The following is a 14,755-nucleotide window of genomic DNA, read 5'->3' on the forward strand; positions in this document are numbered from 1 at the left end:
GATGGACAATTTAATTCGCATAGTCGCTGCAATTTTTCTTCCCCCGCTGGGCGTATTTTTGACGGTCGGCATCGGTACTGATTTTTGGATCAACTTGGTTCTCACGTTTTTGGGCTTTATTCCCGGCATCATTCACGCTATTTGGGTGATTGCTAAGCACGATCGAGCTTAACTTGAGGTCAAATCCTGTTTTGGGATAATAAACAGGCAAGAGAAAATAAGTTTTCTTTTGCCTGTTTTCACGAATTAATATCTATTAAATCTGCGTTGATCCGCCTTCGTGGGCGGTTAAAAATAAAAAAATCTAATTTTTATCAGAATTTGATTGAACCTCAATTTCTTCACAAACCAATTCAGCAATTTTTTTCGCCGCCCCCGATTCTCCTCGAACCGCACGCAAACGATCGCCCATTTGTGCTAATTTATCAGGATTGCTCAAATAGTCGATCGCCAATTGAGCCACAGCATCCGGTTCCAGCTTCCCAATTAACTCCGGCACAATCTCTTCCTGTGCCCAAATATTCGGCCAAGCATAAAGCTTTCCCTTTCCCAATTGCCAGATTAGCCAATTAATCGCAGTCGCAAAAACTGAACCCACTAACGGCAAATTTGCCAGCAATCCCGGCAATCCGTCCCAAGCTTTCATCGCATCCAATTGCTGCGTCGGAATCAAAACAATCATCGGTACGGCTAACGAACCCAATTCGGCAGTATTCGCTCCCACAGTAGTTAAACACAGGCTGCATTCTGATAGCAAATCGTAGGCTGGTGTCTGCGTCCAAAGTTCTACTTGCAAGTTATTTGCTGTCTGCAAAAACGGCGTTTCTGTTAACTGAAGTTCGGCGCTGGCGTTTTCAAATAAATGCAGGCAAGGATTTTGTTCAGGGTCGGCAAAACGTGCTAGAGTTTGCACATCTATGGTAGGAGCAACGGGAATTACAAAGCGAGTTTCAGGGCGGATGCGGTGGATGGATTGGGCGATCGACAAACATAACGGTACACCTAAAGCTAATTTGGCCGCTTTAGAACCGGGCAACAATCCAATTAATTCTATTTTTGTACGAGGCAGAGCCTCTGGATATGCGTTTCCAGGAACAGCCTGGGAACGAGCTACTTCCGCAATTAAATCTCCTACAACTGTAAATTTATTAGCATATTTTGGTGGAATTATAGCAAAAACTTCGGGTTTCATCGCCGCAAATTTATCAATCCAGCGATACCACCGCGCGTCCCATTCAGCATAAATAACAGTGCGATATTGGAGTCTTTTGCCAATAACAACCGTAAAAAATTGATCGCCGCCTAAAAACAAAACAACTCCTGTTTCATACCAATCCCAATTTTCAGCAGTTTTGCCCCACAATAAGAATGGAAAAAAATGCTCCGGTGCTTGCACTCTGTCAACTTCTGGGTAGGAAGATGCGATTTGCGCTTCTTTCCCGGTGGCGTGCGGACAGGGGGACAGCACCACAGAGATTCGCGCTTGAGTGCCCGCGTTCCCCAATTCCTCGCGCAAAGCTTGGACGGCGGGACGTACCCAAGTTGCTAATTCTCCGGGGCCGTTGGAGAGGATTAAAATATCTACTGCCATAGGATTTAAGATTTGAGAGGATGCAACGGAGATTTTATGACAGATTTAATTAATGCCGTCAAGACGGGTGATGTTGCGGCTGTAGAAAGTGCGATCGAACAGCGTGCAGATATCAATGCTAAAGATGAGGAAGGCACGACGGCTTTGACGACTGCGGCTGAGGCTGGCAATTCGGCGATCGTCAAAAAATTGCTGGCGGCTGGTGCGGATGTCAACAGTCACGACAATGACGGGTGGACGCCGTTAATGAGTGCCGCTGCTGCCGGACATACGGAGATTGTACAGCTTTTGCTGGAGGTGGGAGCGGATGTGAATGCTAAAACTAATTTTGGTTTGACGGCTTTGATGAGTGCTGCAGGTAGCGGGCGCACTCAAGTTGTGGAATTTTTAATCGATAAAGGAGCGGATATCAAAGCGTATGATAATAATACTTGGACTGCCTTAATTTGGGCGTCTTCGGAGGGCCACAAAGATGCGGTTGAGGTTTTGAAGCTAGCGCGCGATCGCCATTAAAGACTTAGAAACCGGGTTTATTCGAGAAACCCGGTTTCTTGAGGGTACAATCAATTATCGCACCGACAGCAGCAATCAGGCACATCCCGAATAGCTGCGAGAATTCTATCCAAGTAAAAGTGTCCCAAAAGAAGATTCTGGTAATAAATTCAACTTGAGATTTCCGCCACCTTCAATAACTGCGATCGTGTCACCGCCGTTGGTTTGGATTGCTAAATCTCGATTATTGTTGGTGGGAATCAGAATGTAGGGATAGGAGAAATACCCTGCATACCCTCCGAGTTGAATACGATCCTGACCTTTGGTAAAGTTCTGAATTGTAGCAAAACCGGGCCCGATGTAGAACAGTTCGATGTCAATCCCGTGACGGCGCCCCGTAAAAATTGTGGCGAGCATGAATGTATCGCGGCCACTACTACCAATGAGAGTATCGAATTCATTACTGCCAATGAAAGTATCGAATTCATTACTGCCGTAACTTTCCGGCCAGAGCGTTATTGAGCCTGCCCTTCCTACTTCAACTCCAAATACTCTGACATTCCCCACCCCTACACCAGTGACGACATCATTGCCGGAAGTTCCGACAAAAGTCGCAGAGCGACTAGGCTCAAATTGCCCAAAATTAAAGTAGTGTTCCCTACCTGTTTTCAAAGCTCCAGAGTTGACCAACGGTACAATATCGCGGTTTTCCCTTAAGTATTCTGATTCAAAAAATGAAGTACCAAAACGGCCTTCTTTTGCCCCGAATTGAATAAAGTGGTTGTAGCCATTTTTAAAAGTTCCATTCTGAATAAACGGCACCACATCTTGGTTATTTGCTATGTAAAACGCTTCGTCATAGTCAGGTGACACGCGGGTGCGGCCTTCTTCGTAGCCCAACTGAATAAAGTGATCGATGCCAGACGCAAAAGGGGCGTTGGGATTGTTTGGGGTGCGAACCAGGGGAGCAATATCTGGATTTTGAGATAGATAGGTTTGTTCGTCAAAGTACCGCGATACTTGGGTCAGGCCGCCGGCTTGACCGAACTTTTCAAAGTGTTCTCTGCCGGATTTTATAATTCCTGCATCAATAGCAGGTTTCACCCAAGGATATTGCGCCAGGTAGTATGGTTCGTCAAAAATTGCGTAGTTAGCCATGTTTTTATACTACGGATTTAATGATTTTGATATTTAGAAACCTGGTTTCTGAAGCGTACAATTAATTAATAAAGTTGTTAACTTTGTGTCATGGTACTGTTCGATACTGGCACGATGAACACGGTTCTCGGTATTTGACAGCCGAAGCAAAAGCTGAGCCAGCAGAAGAACAACTAGATCGCTATCGACAGCAATTTGGCAACTGCTATAATCTGAGTTCAGTAGGGTGCGTTATTAACGCACCTACCATGTTAACTGAGAAAGAGATAACCGAGGTTCCGGTTATTTAAGGAATAGGTAGAAAGTGCCGTCCCCCTTTTGCTGAGTCGCAGAGAAAACTAAATTTCCTCCCCCCTCAATCCTACCAATTGTTTCAGATCCTGGGCTTAGGATTAACAACTCGTTACCACCACCACTTGTTCTGTAGGTAGCGGGTGAGCCTGCCAACTGGATCTTGTCATTGTCTTTATCAAAGTTCCGAATTGTAACTATACCGGTGATATCCGCATAGAGTGTACGGGATGTGGGATTACCGGAGGTAGCAGGAACTCCGAGTACGAATGTATCCTTCCCAGGGCCGCCGATCAGGACATCAGATTCATCACTTCCAAAGCTTTCATACTGCCGATTGCCTTGGGGATCGATACCTACTTCCACTCCAATCAGTTCGGTATTCCCCACACCAATGCCTGTGAGGATGTCATTGCCGGAAGTTCCGACAAAAGTAGCGGATCGGTTTGGCTCGTTTTTCCCGAAATTGAAGTAGTGTTCCCGACCGGTTTTCAATGCTCCAGAGTTGACAAAGGGCACAATGTCGGGGTTTTCTTTTAAGTATTCCGGTTCAAAAAATGAAGTCCCAAAACGACCGTCTTTGAGTCCGAATTGAATGAAATGCTGGTAGCCTGATTTGAAAGTTCCGTTCTGAACGAACGATCGCAACTCTGAGTTATTTGCCAAATAAAACTCTTCGTTGTATTCAGGTGACACGCGGGTGCGACCCTGTTCGTAGCCCAACTGAATAAAGTGATCGATGCCAGAGGCAAAAGGCGCGTTTGCATTGTTTGGGGTGCGAAGCAGGGGAGCAATATCTTGATTTTGAGATAGATAGGTTTCTTCGTCAAAGTAACGCGATACTTTGGTCAGGCCGCCGGCTTGACCGAACTTTTCAAAGTGTTCTCTGCCGGATTTTATAATTCCTGCATCAATAGCAGGTTTCACCCAAGGATATTGCGAAAGGTAGTATGACTCGTCAAAAATTTCATAATTAGTCATAATTTTGGCTCCAAGCTTAGTCTGCTTACTTGTCGATTAAACTTGACCCACTATTAGTAACTCTACTAACTAAGGATGTCAAGTTAATTATTGTTAAGCCAAATTTATTATTTTTTTTATGGCAAACACAACAGCACGATCGCCCATTTTGCGAATGTGCGATCGCACTCCCCAGCAGCAATCAGGCAAATCCTGAATACCTTCGAGATTTCTATCCAATAAGGGAAGATTGGAAAAAACTATCTTGTGCTAAGAGATTCAAACTGAGATTTCCGCCGCCTTCAATTACAGCAATTGTGTCAAGCCGACTGGTTGTGGGAATACCATTTGTAGAAGTTGGGAAGCCATTAGTTTGGATAGCTAAATCTTGATTATTGTTGATGGGAAATATCAATAATTGTTCTAAGGAAATCCTTGGAAGCTGGATGCTATCCTGACCTTGGGTAAAGTTCCGAATTGTAGCAAAACCCGGCCCGATGTAGAACGGGAACGTGTTAGGCGTCGGTCTACTACCCCCTATACCTCGAACTGTACCCGCCAACATAAATCTATCGCGACCGCTACCGCCAATCAGAGTATCGAATTCATCGCTGCCACCACCTCCATAGGGCCAGGTTCTGTCATTGCTTAAATCTAATTGAACTCCAAATATGTCAACATTTCCCACTCCGAAACGGGTGACGATATCATTGCCGGAAGTTCCCATAAAAGCTGCTCTGCGATCTGCTTCAAATTGCCCGAATTCTCGGTAGTGTTCTCCACCTGTTTTGAAAAATCCCGCCCTGACTGCTGCTGCTACATCACTGTTGCTATCCAAGTATATTCGCTCAACAAAGGTGTTCGCATAAAGACCTTCTTTGACTCCGAAGTTGACAAAGTGCTGAAATCCTGATTTAAAAGTTCCGTTCTCTACAAGCGGAGCCAGTATGGGGTATCGTTTTAAATAAAATGCTTCGTCATAGTCAGGCGATACTCGCGTTCGACCTTCTTCGTAACCGAACTGAATAAAGTGATCTAAGCCTGTAGCAAAAGGCGCATTTGGATTGTTGGGAGTGCGGACAAAGGGTTTAAGGTCTGGATTTCCCTCAAGGTAAGTATCTTCGTCAAAATACCGCGATATTTTTGTGAGGCCGGCGGCTTGACCGAATTTTTCAAAGTGTTCTCTTCCAGATTTGATGATTCCTGCATCAATGGCTGGTTTCAGCCACGGATATTGCGAAAGGTAGTATTGTTCGTCAAAGATATCGTAATTCATTGTTGCTCCTTTAAGAACGTAAAGTGCGATCGTACTTTTTTATATAACAATCGCCTACCACCAATAAAAAATCATTAGTCCTTAGCTAATGACTAATGACTAATGACTAATGACTAATAACTAATGACCAATGACTAACCAATTAAGAAAGTACCGTTACCGTTAGATTCTTGGAAACTCAAATTCAAACTTGCTCCTCCTTCAATCACGCCGAGCACGTCTCCAAAACGTTGGATTGACAAATTACTGCCAACGGGAATCAGGCTGTAGCCGTTTAATGAAGTTCCTTGCAGTTGGATAAAATCGCTTTCGATGTCGAAGTTGCGAATGGTAGCTTGACCGTTACCCAAATACAGCGGTGTCGGGCTAAAATTCCCGGCTGTAGCAGGAACTCCGAGTACGAATGTATTGGTTCCCGGAGCACCAATCAAGACATCGAATTCATTGGTGCCAAAGCTTTCATACTGTCGGTTGCGTTGCGAATCTAGACCTACTTCCACTCCCACGAGTTCGACATCCCCGACGCCAACACCAGTTAAAACATCGTTGCTGCGGCTGCCGACAAAAGTTGCATCGCGGGCCGGCTCAAATTGTCCAAAATTGAAGAAGTGTTCCCGGCCTGTTCTCAAGTTTCCAGAGTTGACAAACGGCACAATGTCGGGGTTTTCTTTTAAGTATTCCGGTTCAAAAAATGAAGTCCCAAACCGACCGTCTTGGATTCCGAATTTAATGAAATGGTCGAAGCCGGATTTGAAAGTTCCGTTCTGAACGAACGGTGCGACATCTGAGTTGTTTGCTAAATAAAAATTTTCGTTGTACTCAGGCGATACTTGGGTGCGGCGCTGTCCTTCATCGTAACCGAACTGGATAAAGTGATCGAGGCCGGTAGCAAAAGGTGCGTTTGGGTTGACTGTGCGGACGAAGGGTGCTAGGTCTGGATTCCCAGCAAGGTAAGCATTTTCGTCAAAATAACGCGATACTTTAGTTAGACCGCCGGCTTGACCAAATTTTTCAAAGTGTTCTCTCCCGGATTTGATTACTCCTGCATCAATCGCTGGTTTGATCCAAGGATATGAGGCCAGGTAGAATTGTTCGTCGAAAATTGCGTAGTTAGCCATGTTTCCCCCTTAAGGTTGGGATGAGTTTGAGAGTTTATAGCAATTAGCTTTCCATGAACTCGATCGCCGATCAGGAATTTACACAAAACAAACGTTATGAACTGGTGTTAAATTCCTGGTAAAATGTCAACTTTTTTGACTCAGCAATTATCCGCAGGCTACATTCTGCCTTCACAAATTATGCCTTTTTCCCCTCAGTTAATTGCTCGATCGCAAGTTTGATCAATTATACAAAACTTGGAACTTTTTTCAGGATTTCTTTCTCAATCGTTGGTTAATTTTTAATTATTTTTATCCAACTCATTAATCCTATACACATTAATATATATTTGTCAAGTTAATTTTTGTAAAGAAAAATTGGAGTATTTGCTCAAGGAATTTATAAAAAAATGTAACGAAAAGTTGACCTAAATTTGTCGAATTGTGTCATGTGCAGGCTCAAATCGCCTAATGGCAAGCGTTTTCTGGTAAAAATGCTTATGGGATAAAAAAATTCCCGATTCGCGAAAACAGCATCTTAAAGGAGCCTAACCGGATGTTCACTCACGTCAAGCCCACCATTCGCCACGTTGTGCCGGAAAACTTGCAGGGGCGATCGCTCATGAAGGTGGTCTATGTCGTACTGGAACCGCAGTATCAAAGCGCCCTGTCGGCAGCGGTTCGATCGATAAACCAGAAAAATCCGAATCTGGCAATAGAAATCAGTGGCTACCTGATCGAGGAACTCCGCAGCCCGGAAAATTACGAAGCCTTCAAGCGGGATGTGGCGGATGCCAATGTATTTATTGCTTCTCTAATTTTCATCGAAGATTTGGCAGAAAAAGTTGTAGCGGCGGTGGAACCGCTGCGCGACAGCTTGGATGTCGCCGTCGTCTTCCCGTCGATGCCAGGGGTGATGCGGCTCAATAAAATGGGCAGTTTCTCGATGGCACAGTTGGGACAAAGCAAAAGTGCGATCGGCGAATTCATGAAAAAACGGAAGGAAAAATCCGGGAGTTCCTTCCAAGACGGAATGCTGAAACTGCTGCAAACTTTGCCGAAAGTGCTGAAATATTTGCCCATCGACAAAGCCCAAGATGCACGCAACTTCATGCTGAGTTTCCAGTATTGGCTGGGGGGTTCCCAAGAAAACTTGGAAAACTTCTTGCTGATGCTGTCACATAAATATGTCTTCAAAGGTCAGTCACAGCCAACTTTCCAAGAACCGGTTGTCTACCCAGACATGGGGATTTGGCATCCTTTGGCATCGTCGATGTTTGAAGATGTAAAAGCATATCTGACCTGGTTTAATGCCCGTACAGATATTTCTGCCGATCTAAAAGATCCCCTCGCACCCTGCATTGGTTTAGTGTTGCAACGCACTCACTTAGTCACAGGAGATGACGCGCACTATGTAGCAATGGTGCAGGAATTGGAGGCAATGGGCGCGCGGGTTGTGCCGATTTTTGCCGGCGGTTTGGACTTCTCTAAACCTGTTGAGAATTTTTTCTTGGAAGTCGGGGCAAAAGGTGTTACACCTCTGCCGATTGTTGATGCGGTGGTTTCTCTGACTGGTTTTGCTTTGGTGGGCGGCCCGGCGAAACAAGATCACCCGAAGGCGATCGAATCTTTGAAAAAATTAAATTGCCCTTACATGGTGGCTTTGCCGCTGGTTTTCCAAACGACAGAAGAATGGGAAAATAGCGATTTAGGCTTGCACCCGATTCAAGTTGCGTTGCAAGTTGCCATTCCTGAGTTGGATGGTGCGATCGAACCGATTATTGTGTCGGGACGCGATGGTGCAACTGGAAAGGCGATCGCCCTACAAGACCGGATCGAAGCAATTTCCCAGCGCGCTATGAAATGGGCAATGCTGCGCCGCAAACCAAAATTAGATAAAAAAGTTGCGATCACAGTTTTCAGTTTTCCTCCCGATAAAGGCAACGTCGGAACAGCCGCTTACTTGGACGTTTTCGGCTCGATTTACGAAGTATTGAAAGCCTTAAAAGGTAACGGTTACGACTTGCCAGAATTGCCGGATTCCGCCGAGAAACTGATGCAAGAAGTCATTCATGACGCAACAGCCCAATACCAAAGTCCCGAATTAAATATTGCTTACCGGATGTCGGTAGCTGAATACGAAGAATTCACTCCTTATTCGGAACGGTTGCAAGAAAATTGGGGCCCGCCTCCGGGACATTTGAACAGCGACGGACAAAATTTGCTTATTTTTGGCAAACATTTTGGCAATGTGTTTATCGGAGTGCAACCTACTTTTGGATACGAAGGCGATCCGATGCGGTTGTTATTCTCTCGTTCTGCTAGCCCGCACCACGGTTTTGCTGCTTACTATACATATTTGGAGCGCATTTGGGGTGCGGATGCGGTGCTGCACTTTGGCACTCACGGTTCCCTGGAATTCATGCCCGGTAAGCAGATGGGGATGTCTGTCGATTGTTATCCTGACAGTTTGATCGGCAAGATTCCTAACCTCTATTATTACGCTGCTAATAATCCTAGTGAGGCAACAATTGCTAAGCGTCGCAGTTATGCTGAAACAATCAGTTATCTGACTCCTCCGGCTGAAAATGCTGGGTTGTACAAAGGTTTGCAGGAACTCAGCGAGTTAATTGCTTCTTATCAAACTTTGAAAGAGACTGGGCGCGGTGTGCCGATTGTTGATGCGATCGTCGAAAAATGCCGTTTGGTGAATTTGGATAAGGATATCGCCTTACCTCCCGAACAAGAACGCGGGGTTGCTGCGGACATGACTGCCGAGGAACGGGACAATTTAGTTGGCTTGGTTTACCGCAAGTTGATGGAGATTGAGTCGCGGTTGTTACCTTGCGGTTTGCACGTTATCGGTAAGCCGCCGACTGCTGAAGAGGCGATCGCAACTTTGGTTAACATTGCCAATTTAGACCGGGAAGAAGACGGATTAGTCAGTTTGTCGCGGATTATTGCTCAAAGTTGCGATCGCAATATTGACGATATCTACACAAACAATGACAAAGGCATTTTAGCAGATGTTGAATTGCTGCAAAACATCACTTTAGCCTGTCGGGATGCCGTCACCGCTTTGGTGAAGGAACAAACCGATGCTGAGGGTCGAGTTTCCCTGGTTTCCAAGTTGAATTTCTTCAACATGGGCAAGAAAACACCTTGGATTGAATCCTTACACGCAGCGGGTTACAAAAAGGTCGATCCAGACCTAATTAAACCGCTGTTTGAGTATCTAGAATTCTGCTTGCAGCAAGTTTGTGCCGACAACGAATTGGGCGCATTATTGCGCGCCCTAGAAGGCGAATACATTATCCCTGGCCCAGGCGGCGATCCGATTCGCAACCCGGATGTTTTGCCGACTGGGAAGAATATGCACGCTTTGGACCCGCAGTCAATCCCCACCACAGGGGCGATTAAGTCTGCTAAGGTTGTAGTCGATCGGCTGTTAGAAAGACAGCGCGTTGATAACGGCGGAAATTACCCAGAAACGATCGCCGTTGTGTTGTGGGGAACCGACAACATCAAGACTTACGGCGAATCCCTCGCGCAAGTAATGTGGATGGTGGGAGTGAAGCCAGTTCCCGACGCATTGGGCCGGGTAAACAAACTCGAATTGCTTTCTTTAGAAGAGTTGGGACGCCCTCGAATCGACGTAGTAATTAACTGTTCGGGCGTATTCCGCGACTTGTTCATCAACCAAATGAATTTGTTAGATAAAGCCGTGAAAATGGCAGCGGAAGCCGACGAACCCTTAGAGATGAACTTCGTCCGCAAACACGCCCTGAAGCAAGCGGAAGAAATGGGAATCAACCTGCGACAAGCAGCAACCCGGGTATTTTCCAATGCCTCTGGTTCCTATTCATCTAACGTCAACTTGGCGGTAGAAAACAGCACTTGGGAAAGCGAAGCCGAGTTGCAGGAAATGTACTTAACTCGCAAATCCTTCGCCTTTTCTTCCGACAATCCCGGAACAATGGAACAAGATCGGCAGATTTTTGAATCATCCTTAAAAACTGCGGAAGTCACCTTCCAAAACTTGGATTCTGCAGAGATTTCCCTAACCGACGTGTCGCACTATTTCGACTCTGATCCGACTAAATTGATCGGCAGTTTGCGCGCAGATGGGAAGAAACCGGCATCCTTTGTTGCTGATACCACCACAGCCAACGCGCAGGTGCGGACGCTATCAGAAACCGTGCGTTTAGATTCGCGGACTAAGCTGCTGAATCCGAAGTGGTACGAGGGGATGTTGTCGCACGGCTATGAAGGTGTGCGGGAGATTTCTAAGCGTCTGGTGAATACGACTGGATGGAGTGCGACTGCGGGCGCTGTGGATAATTGGGTGTATGAGGATGTCAACACTACGTTTATCCAAGATGAGGAGATGCAGAAGCGTTTGCTTAACTTAAATCCTCATTCGTTCCGCAAGATTGTCAGCACTTTGCTTGAGGTGAATGGCAGGGGTTATTGGGAAACTTCGGAGAACAATTTGGATCGTCTGCGTGAACTTTATCAGGAGGTGGAAGACCGAATTGAGGGGGTAGAATAGGATTCCCGAATTAGTGTAGAAGGGTGTAGGGGTAGCTGATACCCCTGCACTGTTTTGAGAACATCAAGTTGAGGTAGATAAATTTAAGAGCATTGGTATAGTTTAAGGGTAGAGATTACCGTACTCATACCCCCTTCAGCAGTAGGGAAAATTCTACACAAACTATGTGCAAATCTCTAGTTAGTATGTTATACTGTATGTATAAAAAATTAATAATATACAAAACATTAAGTTAATATACTAAGCATTAAAAGAAATTATTATGGCTAAAATAGATAAACTAATTACTAAGCTGATGCTCGGTGCATCTGATGCTAACTTTTCCTTTAGCGATTTATGTCAAATTGTCCAGATTTTAGGGTTTGATGTAAGGATGAAGGGAAGTCACCATATTTTTAGTAAGGAAGGTGTCGAAGAAATTCTAAATCTCCAACCACAAAAAGGAGATAGCTCAAAAGCTAAGCCTTTTCAAGTTAAGCAAGTTCGTGCAGTAGTTTTGAAGTATAAACTGGTCAATCAAGATGATAATGAAGTATGAAGTAATTATTTACTGGAGTCAGGAAGACCAAGCTTTTATTGCCGAAGTGCCTGAATTAGCTGGCTGCGCCGCCGATGGTGAAACTTATCAAGAAGCTCTGCAAAATGTAGAAATGATTATGCAGGAGTGGATTGAGACTGCTCAGGAATTAGGGCGCTCTATCCCTCAACCTAAAGGTAGATTGATGTTGGTGTAGTTGAAATAGAATCACAGGCGATCGCCCTTATTTTCCCAAAGTGCGATCGCCCTTATTTTCCCAAAGTACGATCGCCCTTATCTTCCCAAAGTGCAATTAAACTTGACCAGGCAAATCCAAGGCAATTAATAAAGCTTGATTCAGCAGAAGTATTGCTTCATCACTAAGCATTCCTCGTAAACTCAATAAACGAGGTTTAGATAATACCCGTACTTGATCTGCCATAGCGATAGAATCGTTGGTTAATCCACCGTCGGGAGCTTTAATTAATACCTGAGTGGGATAAACTCGTTTACCAGTTTGATAAGTAGTGCAGGGAATAGCCAAAACTACAGGGCTATATGTATTGATTGTAGCTCGACTAACGATGATAACAGGACGGGTTCCTCCTTGTTCAGAACCCTCAACAGGCTCAAGTCTAGCATCATAGACTTCTCCCCGGTTCATACAGGAGATTCTCCCAATTGCAACGCTTCCCAACTCGCTACCGCAAACTCAGCCTCCATCTGTAGCACTTGAGCTTGATAGTCTGGATATTGTACCATTTCAATCAGTGCTGCATCAATTTCTGATCGTTTACCCTGAGTTTGGGTTGTTACCCGATCGCGAACCAATGCTGACAATACTTCTAACAGTTGCTGTTGCTCTTCAAGAGTGAGATTTTGAGCCTGACTCAGTACCTCGCTATAAGTAGACATAGATTTTTCATTAAGATTTTTTGCTGATTGTCATTATAGCAATTTAGAATCGAAGGAAGTGCGATCGCCCTTATCTTCCACTGCATGGCAACTTAGTTTTGAAAAATGTTGGCAGTAACCTTAATGTTATCACCTGCGCTTCAACCCCAGCACGCTGAGAAAAAAGCTCGACAAAACCATCTGCAAACCGACAGTCAAGCAAGTGAGTGAGGGAATAACCAAACGCAGAGTTTTAGAAGGATCGAGAGAACCGAAAGCCGTTTCGCTCCAGATAGTTAATGACAAGAACGAGCCAACTATTCCGATTAAAATCAGTGTGACTCCGACAATCAATCCTGTCTCTAGGGTGACATAGCGAAATATTTTGTTTAGTTTGGGGTCTTCGGGCAGAAATTTCTCGCTGATGGCGAAAATTTTGGTAAAAAAAGCGAAAGTTACTGCTTGAAAACCGATGATAATTGCGATCGCACCATACAGCAGCGTGTGTACATCAAAGCTGATACTCCCAATTTTTTGAGTACCGGGTAACAGCCAAATGCTAACAATTAGACCCCAAATCATCAGCGCAGTACCCGGATACAAAAACAGCCACCGAGGACTGTAAAGCAGCAAAAATCGGAGGTGCCGCCAGCCATCTCGCCAAGTTCGCAAGTGTGGCGGCCGGCTGCGGCCGTCGGGAGAAAGTACGGTTGGGATTTCAGTTATCCGCAGCTTGTACACAGAGGCCTTAACCACCATTTCGCTAGCAAATTCCATCCCCGTTGTTTGCAAGTCGAGTTTCAAAATTGAGTCTCTCCTAAAACCCCTGAGTCCGCAGTGAAAATCGCCGACGGGACTTGCAAAGAATAGCCGCCCAACCGATGTCAGCACCGGATTTCCTAAATATTTGTGCAGCGGCGGCATTGCACCCGGTTTGATGCCCCCTTGAAAGCGGTTTCCCATTACTAAGTCGAAACCTTCTCGCAATTTGTTGACAAAAAAGCCGAGGTTGGAAAAATTGTAGCTGTCGTCAGCATCGCCCATGATAATATAAACTCCGCGCGCTGCGATGATTCCTCCCATCAGGGCGCTGCCGTAGCCTTTGGCTGCTACGGGCACCACTCTCGCTCCCATTCTGGTAGCGATATCTTGAGAACCGTCAGTGCTGCCGTTGTCTGCTATGATGACCTCGCCGGCAATATCAAGTTCGCGCAGGGACTTCTGTGCCTTCTCGATGCAGATTTCTAAAGTTTCTGCTTCGTTCAGACAAGGCATGAGTATCGATAGTTCTAGAGTGTATTCTCCGCTTGGGTTCGTCTGTTCAGCCATATATTTGTTCCACTCTCGATCGCGCTCGACCATACTTGATTTTCCCGTATCTCTGCTTAAAATATTAGTGGTGAATAAAACCTAGCCAAACTTAATTAAAGTTTTTCAGGTTTTTGGGAACGGCAATTTTTGATTGTACTATAGGTTAGTAAATTTATGAATAGAAGCGTTTTTCTGTTATTGCTTGCTGCAATATTGTGCGGGGTCGCCGGTCAATTTAGTCTGAAGGCAGGAGCTAAAATATTAGGGCCCATTGGCGCTGCTAATTTAATAGAAAAAATTATAGCAATGGCTACTCAGCCGTTGATAGTAACTGGTCTTTCTTTGTATGCAATTTCTTCGATCGGGTTTATTGTAGTTTTGTCGCGGGCAAACCTTAGCATAGTCTCGCCTTTACTGTCAATTAGTTACCTGTTTACTGTTTTAGGCGGCAAACTGATATTTCACGAGCCTTTGCCGCCGCTGCGGTTAGTAGGCGTGGCGCTAATTATGACGGGAGTAATTTTTGTACTCAGAGGTCAAGCTGGGGGAGTGGCTGGGGGCAACTAGCCACATTTAAGATTGACGCTTGAGTGCTGAATTGAGAACTTAGGTCAAA

The 14,755-nt window shown here is 45.2% G+C and carries 16 protein-coding genes; 8 read left to right on the plus strand and 8 right to left on the minus strand.

The genetic code is table 11. The annotated features are described in order from the left end of the window. Position 1 precedes the first annotated feature (1 nt). Positions 2-172 (plus strand): YqaE/Pmp3 family membrane protein, encoded by a 171-nt coding sequence (locus QUA70_RS12155; protein WP_332979828.1) that lies wholly within the window; start codon positions 2-4, stop codon positions 170-172. Positions 173-304: 132 nt separating this feature from the next. Here the strand turns inward: QUA70_RS12155 and QUA70_RS12160 are convergent, their stop codons facing one another. Continuing rightward, positions 305-1,591, minus strand: coding sequence for a lipid-A-disaccharide synthase (locus tag QUA70_RS12160; protein ID WP_333347314.1), 1,287 nt, complete (start codon positions 1,589-1,591; stop codon positions 305-307). 36 nt (positions 1,592-1,627) lie between these two features. On the opposite strand from QUA70_RS12160, the gene QUA70_RS12165 reads away from it, so the two are divergent. Further along, positions 1,628-2,104, plus strand: coding sequence for an ankyrin repeat domain-containing protein (locus QUA70_RS12165; protein WP_333324840.1), 477 nt, complete (start codon positions 1,628-1,630; stop codon positions 2,102-2,104). A gap of 105 nt (positions 2,105-2,209) precedes the next feature. Here the strand turns inward: QUA70_RS12165 and QUA70_RS12170 are convergent, their stop codons facing one another. Continuing rightward, positions 2,210-3,241, minus strand: coding sequence for a calcium-binding protein (locus tag QUA70_RS12170; RefSeq protein WP_333347312.1), 1,032 nt, complete (start codon positions 3,239-3,241; stop codon positions 2,210-2,212). 74 nt (positions 3,242-3,315) lie between these two features. On the opposite strand from QUA70_RS12170, the gene QUA70_RS12175 reads away from it, so the two are divergent. Beyond that, positions 3,316-3,531, plus strand: coding sequence for a hypothetical protein (locus QUA70_RS12175; RefSeq protein ID WP_333324837.1), 216 nt, complete (start codon positions 3,316-3,318; stop codon positions 3,529-3,531). Here the strand turns inward: QUA70_RS12175 and QUA70_RS12180 are convergent. Beyond that, on the minus strand, positions 3,524-4,513 hold the full coding sequence (locus tag QUA70_RS12180; RefSeq protein WP_333324835.1) for a calcium-binding protein: 990 nt from the start codon (positions 4,511-4,513) through the stop codon (positions 3,524-3,526). The two genes, QUA70_RS12175 and QUA70_RS12180, sit on opposite strands and share 8 nt — an antisense overlap. A 90-nt stretch (positions 4,514-4,603) precedes the next feature. Between QUA70_RS12180 and QUA70_RS12185 the strand changes: the two genes are divergently transcribed. Then, positions 4,604-4,735: a hypothetical protein gene (locus QUA70_RS12185; protein WP_333410427.1), complete on the plus strand. Its 132-nt coding sequence runs from the start codon at positions 4,604-4,606 to the stop codon at positions 4,733-4,735. On the opposite strand, the gene QUA70_RS12190 is transcribed toward QUA70_RS12185, so the two are convergent. Then, positions 4,725-5,768, minus strand: coding sequence for a calcium-binding protein (locus QUA70_RS12190; protein ID WP_333347310.1), 1,044 nt, complete (start codon positions 5,766-5,768; stop codon positions 4,725-4,727). The two genes, QUA70_RS12185 and QUA70_RS12190, sit on opposite strands and share 11 nt — an antisense overlap. Before the next feature lie 134 nt (positions 5,769-5,902). Then, the gene (locus QUA70_RS12195; protein WP_333324831.1) at positions 5,903-6,886 is read right to left on the minus strand and encodes a calcium-binding protein; all 984 of its coding nucleotides are present in this window, start codon (positions 6,884-6,886) and stop codon (positions 5,903-5,905) included. A 535-nt stretch (positions 6,887-7,421) separates the two neighbouring features. Between QUA70_RS12195 and QUA70_RS12200 the strand changes: the two genes are divergently transcribed. From QUA70_RS12200 to QUA70_RS12210, 3 genes are all read left to right on the plus strand, one after another. Next, positions 7,422-11,417 (plus strand): magnesium chelatase subunit H, encoded by a 3,996-nt coding sequence (locus QUA70_RS12200; protein WP_333347307.1) that lies wholly within the window; start codon positions 7,422-7,424, stop codon positions 11,415-11,417. A gap of 262 nt (positions 11,418-11,679) precedes the next feature. After that, entirely contained in the window at positions 11,680-11,955 is a 276-nt protein-coding gene (locus tag QUA70_RS12205; protein ID WP_190739750.1) for a type II toxin-antitoxin system HicA family toxin, read from the plus strand. Continuing rightward, positions 11,945-12,151 carry a type II toxin-antitoxin system HicB family antitoxin gene (locus QUA70_RS12210; protein WP_333347304.1) on the plus strand — a complete coding sequence of 69 codons (207 nt, stop codon included), beginning with the start codon at positions 11,945-11,947 and terminating at the stop codon, positions 12,149-12,151. Before QUA70_RS12205 ends, QUA70_RS12210 begins: the two co-directional genes overlap by 11 nt. A gap of 96 nt (positions 12,152-12,247) precedes the next feature. On the opposite strand, the gene QUA70_RS12215 is transcribed toward QUA70_RS12210, so the two are convergent. The 3 genes from QUA70_RS12215 to QUA70_RS12225 all read right to left on the minus strand — a co-directional run bounded on the left by QUA70_RS12215 (position 12,248) and on the right by QUA70_RS12225 (position 14,157). Further along, positions 12,248-12,598 carry a type II toxin-antitoxin system PemK/MazF family toxin gene (locus tag QUA70_RS12215; RefSeq protein WP_333255831.1) on the minus strand — a complete coding sequence of 117 codons (351 nt, stop codon included), beginning with the start codon at positions 12,596-12,598 and terminating at the stop codon, positions 12,248-12,250. Next, a complete protein-coding gene (locus tag QUA70_RS12220) occupies positions 12,595-12,849 on the minus strand; it encodes a hypothetical protein (RefSeq protein WP_333347301.1) in 255 nt (84 codons plus the stop codon). Before QUA70_RS12220 ends, QUA70_RS12215 begins: the two co-directional genes overlap by 4 nt. A gap of 129 nt (positions 12,850-12,978) precedes the next feature. Beyond that, complete coding sequence (locus tag QUA70_RS12225) at positions 12,979-14,157, minus strand: glycosyltransferase family 2 protein (protein WP_333410429.1); 1,179 nt, start codon at positions 14,155-14,157, stop codon at positions 12,979-12,981. 156 nt (positions 14,158-14,313) lie between these two features. Between QUA70_RS12225 and QUA70_RS12230 the strand changes: the two genes are divergently transcribed. Next, the gene (locus QUA70_RS12230) at positions 14,314-14,706 is read left to right on the plus strand and encodes a transporter (RefSeq protein WP_333347295.1); all 393 of its coding nucleotides are present in this window, start codon (positions 14,314-14,316) and stop codon (positions 14,704-14,706) included. Positions 14,707-14,755 lie beyond the last annotated feature (49 nt).

The sequence above is a fragment of the Microcoleus sp. LAD1_D5 genome, from assembly GCF_036702115.1.
Taxonomy (GTDB): domain Bacteria; phylum Cyanobacteriota; class Cyanobacteriia; order Cyanobacteriales; family Microcoleaceae; genus Microcoleus.

Coding starts and splice junctions, on each gene's coding strand:
- QUA70_RS12155 (WP_332979828.1), top strand. CDS start 2: ATGGACAATTTAATTCGCATAGTCGCTGCAATTTTTCTTCCCCCGCTG.
- QUA70_RS12215 (WP_333255831.1), bottom strand. CDS start 12,598: ATGAACCGGGGAGAAGTCTATGATGCTAGACTTGAGCCTGTTGAGGGT.
- QUA70_RS12180 (WP_333324835.1), bottom strand. CDS start 4,513: ATGACTAATTATGAAATTTTTGACGAGTCATACTACCTTTCGCAATAT.
- QUA70_RS12210 (WP_333347304.1), top strand. CDS start 11,945: ATGAAGTATGAAGTAATTATTTACTGGAGTCAGGAAGACCAAGCTTTT.
- QUA70_RS12195 (WP_333324831.1), bottom strand. CDS start 6,886: ATGGCTAACTACGCAATTTTCGACGAACAATTCTACCTGGCCTCATAT.
- QUA70_RS12225 (WP_333410429.1), bottom strand. CDS start 14,157: ATGGCTGAACAGACGAACCCAAGCGGAGAATACACTCTAGAACTATCG.
- QUA70_RS12170 (WP_333347312.1), bottom strand. CDS start 3,241: ATGGCTAACTACGCAATTTTTGACGAACCATACTACCTGGCGCAATAT.
- QUA70_RS12160 (WP_333347314.1), bottom strand. CDS start 1,591: ATGGCAGTAGATATTTTAATCCTCTCCAACGGCCCCGGAGAATTAGCA.
- QUA70_RS12165 (WP_333324840.1), top strand. CDS start 1,628: ATGACAGATTTAATTAATGCCGTCAAGACGGGTGATGTTGCGGCTGTA.
- QUA70_RS12230 (WP_333347295.1), top strand. CDS start 14,314: ATGAATAGAAGCGTTTTTCTGTTATTGCTTGCTGCAATATTGTGCGGG.
- QUA70_RS12220 (WP_333347301.1), bottom strand. CDS start 12,849: ATGTCTACTTATAGCGAGGTACTGAGTCAGGCTCAAAATCTCACTCTT.
- QUA70_RS12190 (WP_333347310.1), bottom strand. CDS start 5,768: ATGAATTACGATATCTTTGACGAACAATACTACCTTTCGCAATATCCG.
- QUA70_RS12200 (WP_333347307.1), top strand. CDS start 7,422: ATGTTCACTCACGTCAAGCCCACCATTCGCCACGTTGTGCCGGAAAAC.
- QUA70_RS12205 (WP_190739750.1), top strand. CDS start 11,680: ATGGCTAAAATAGATAAACTAATTACTAAGCTGATGCTCGGTGCATCT.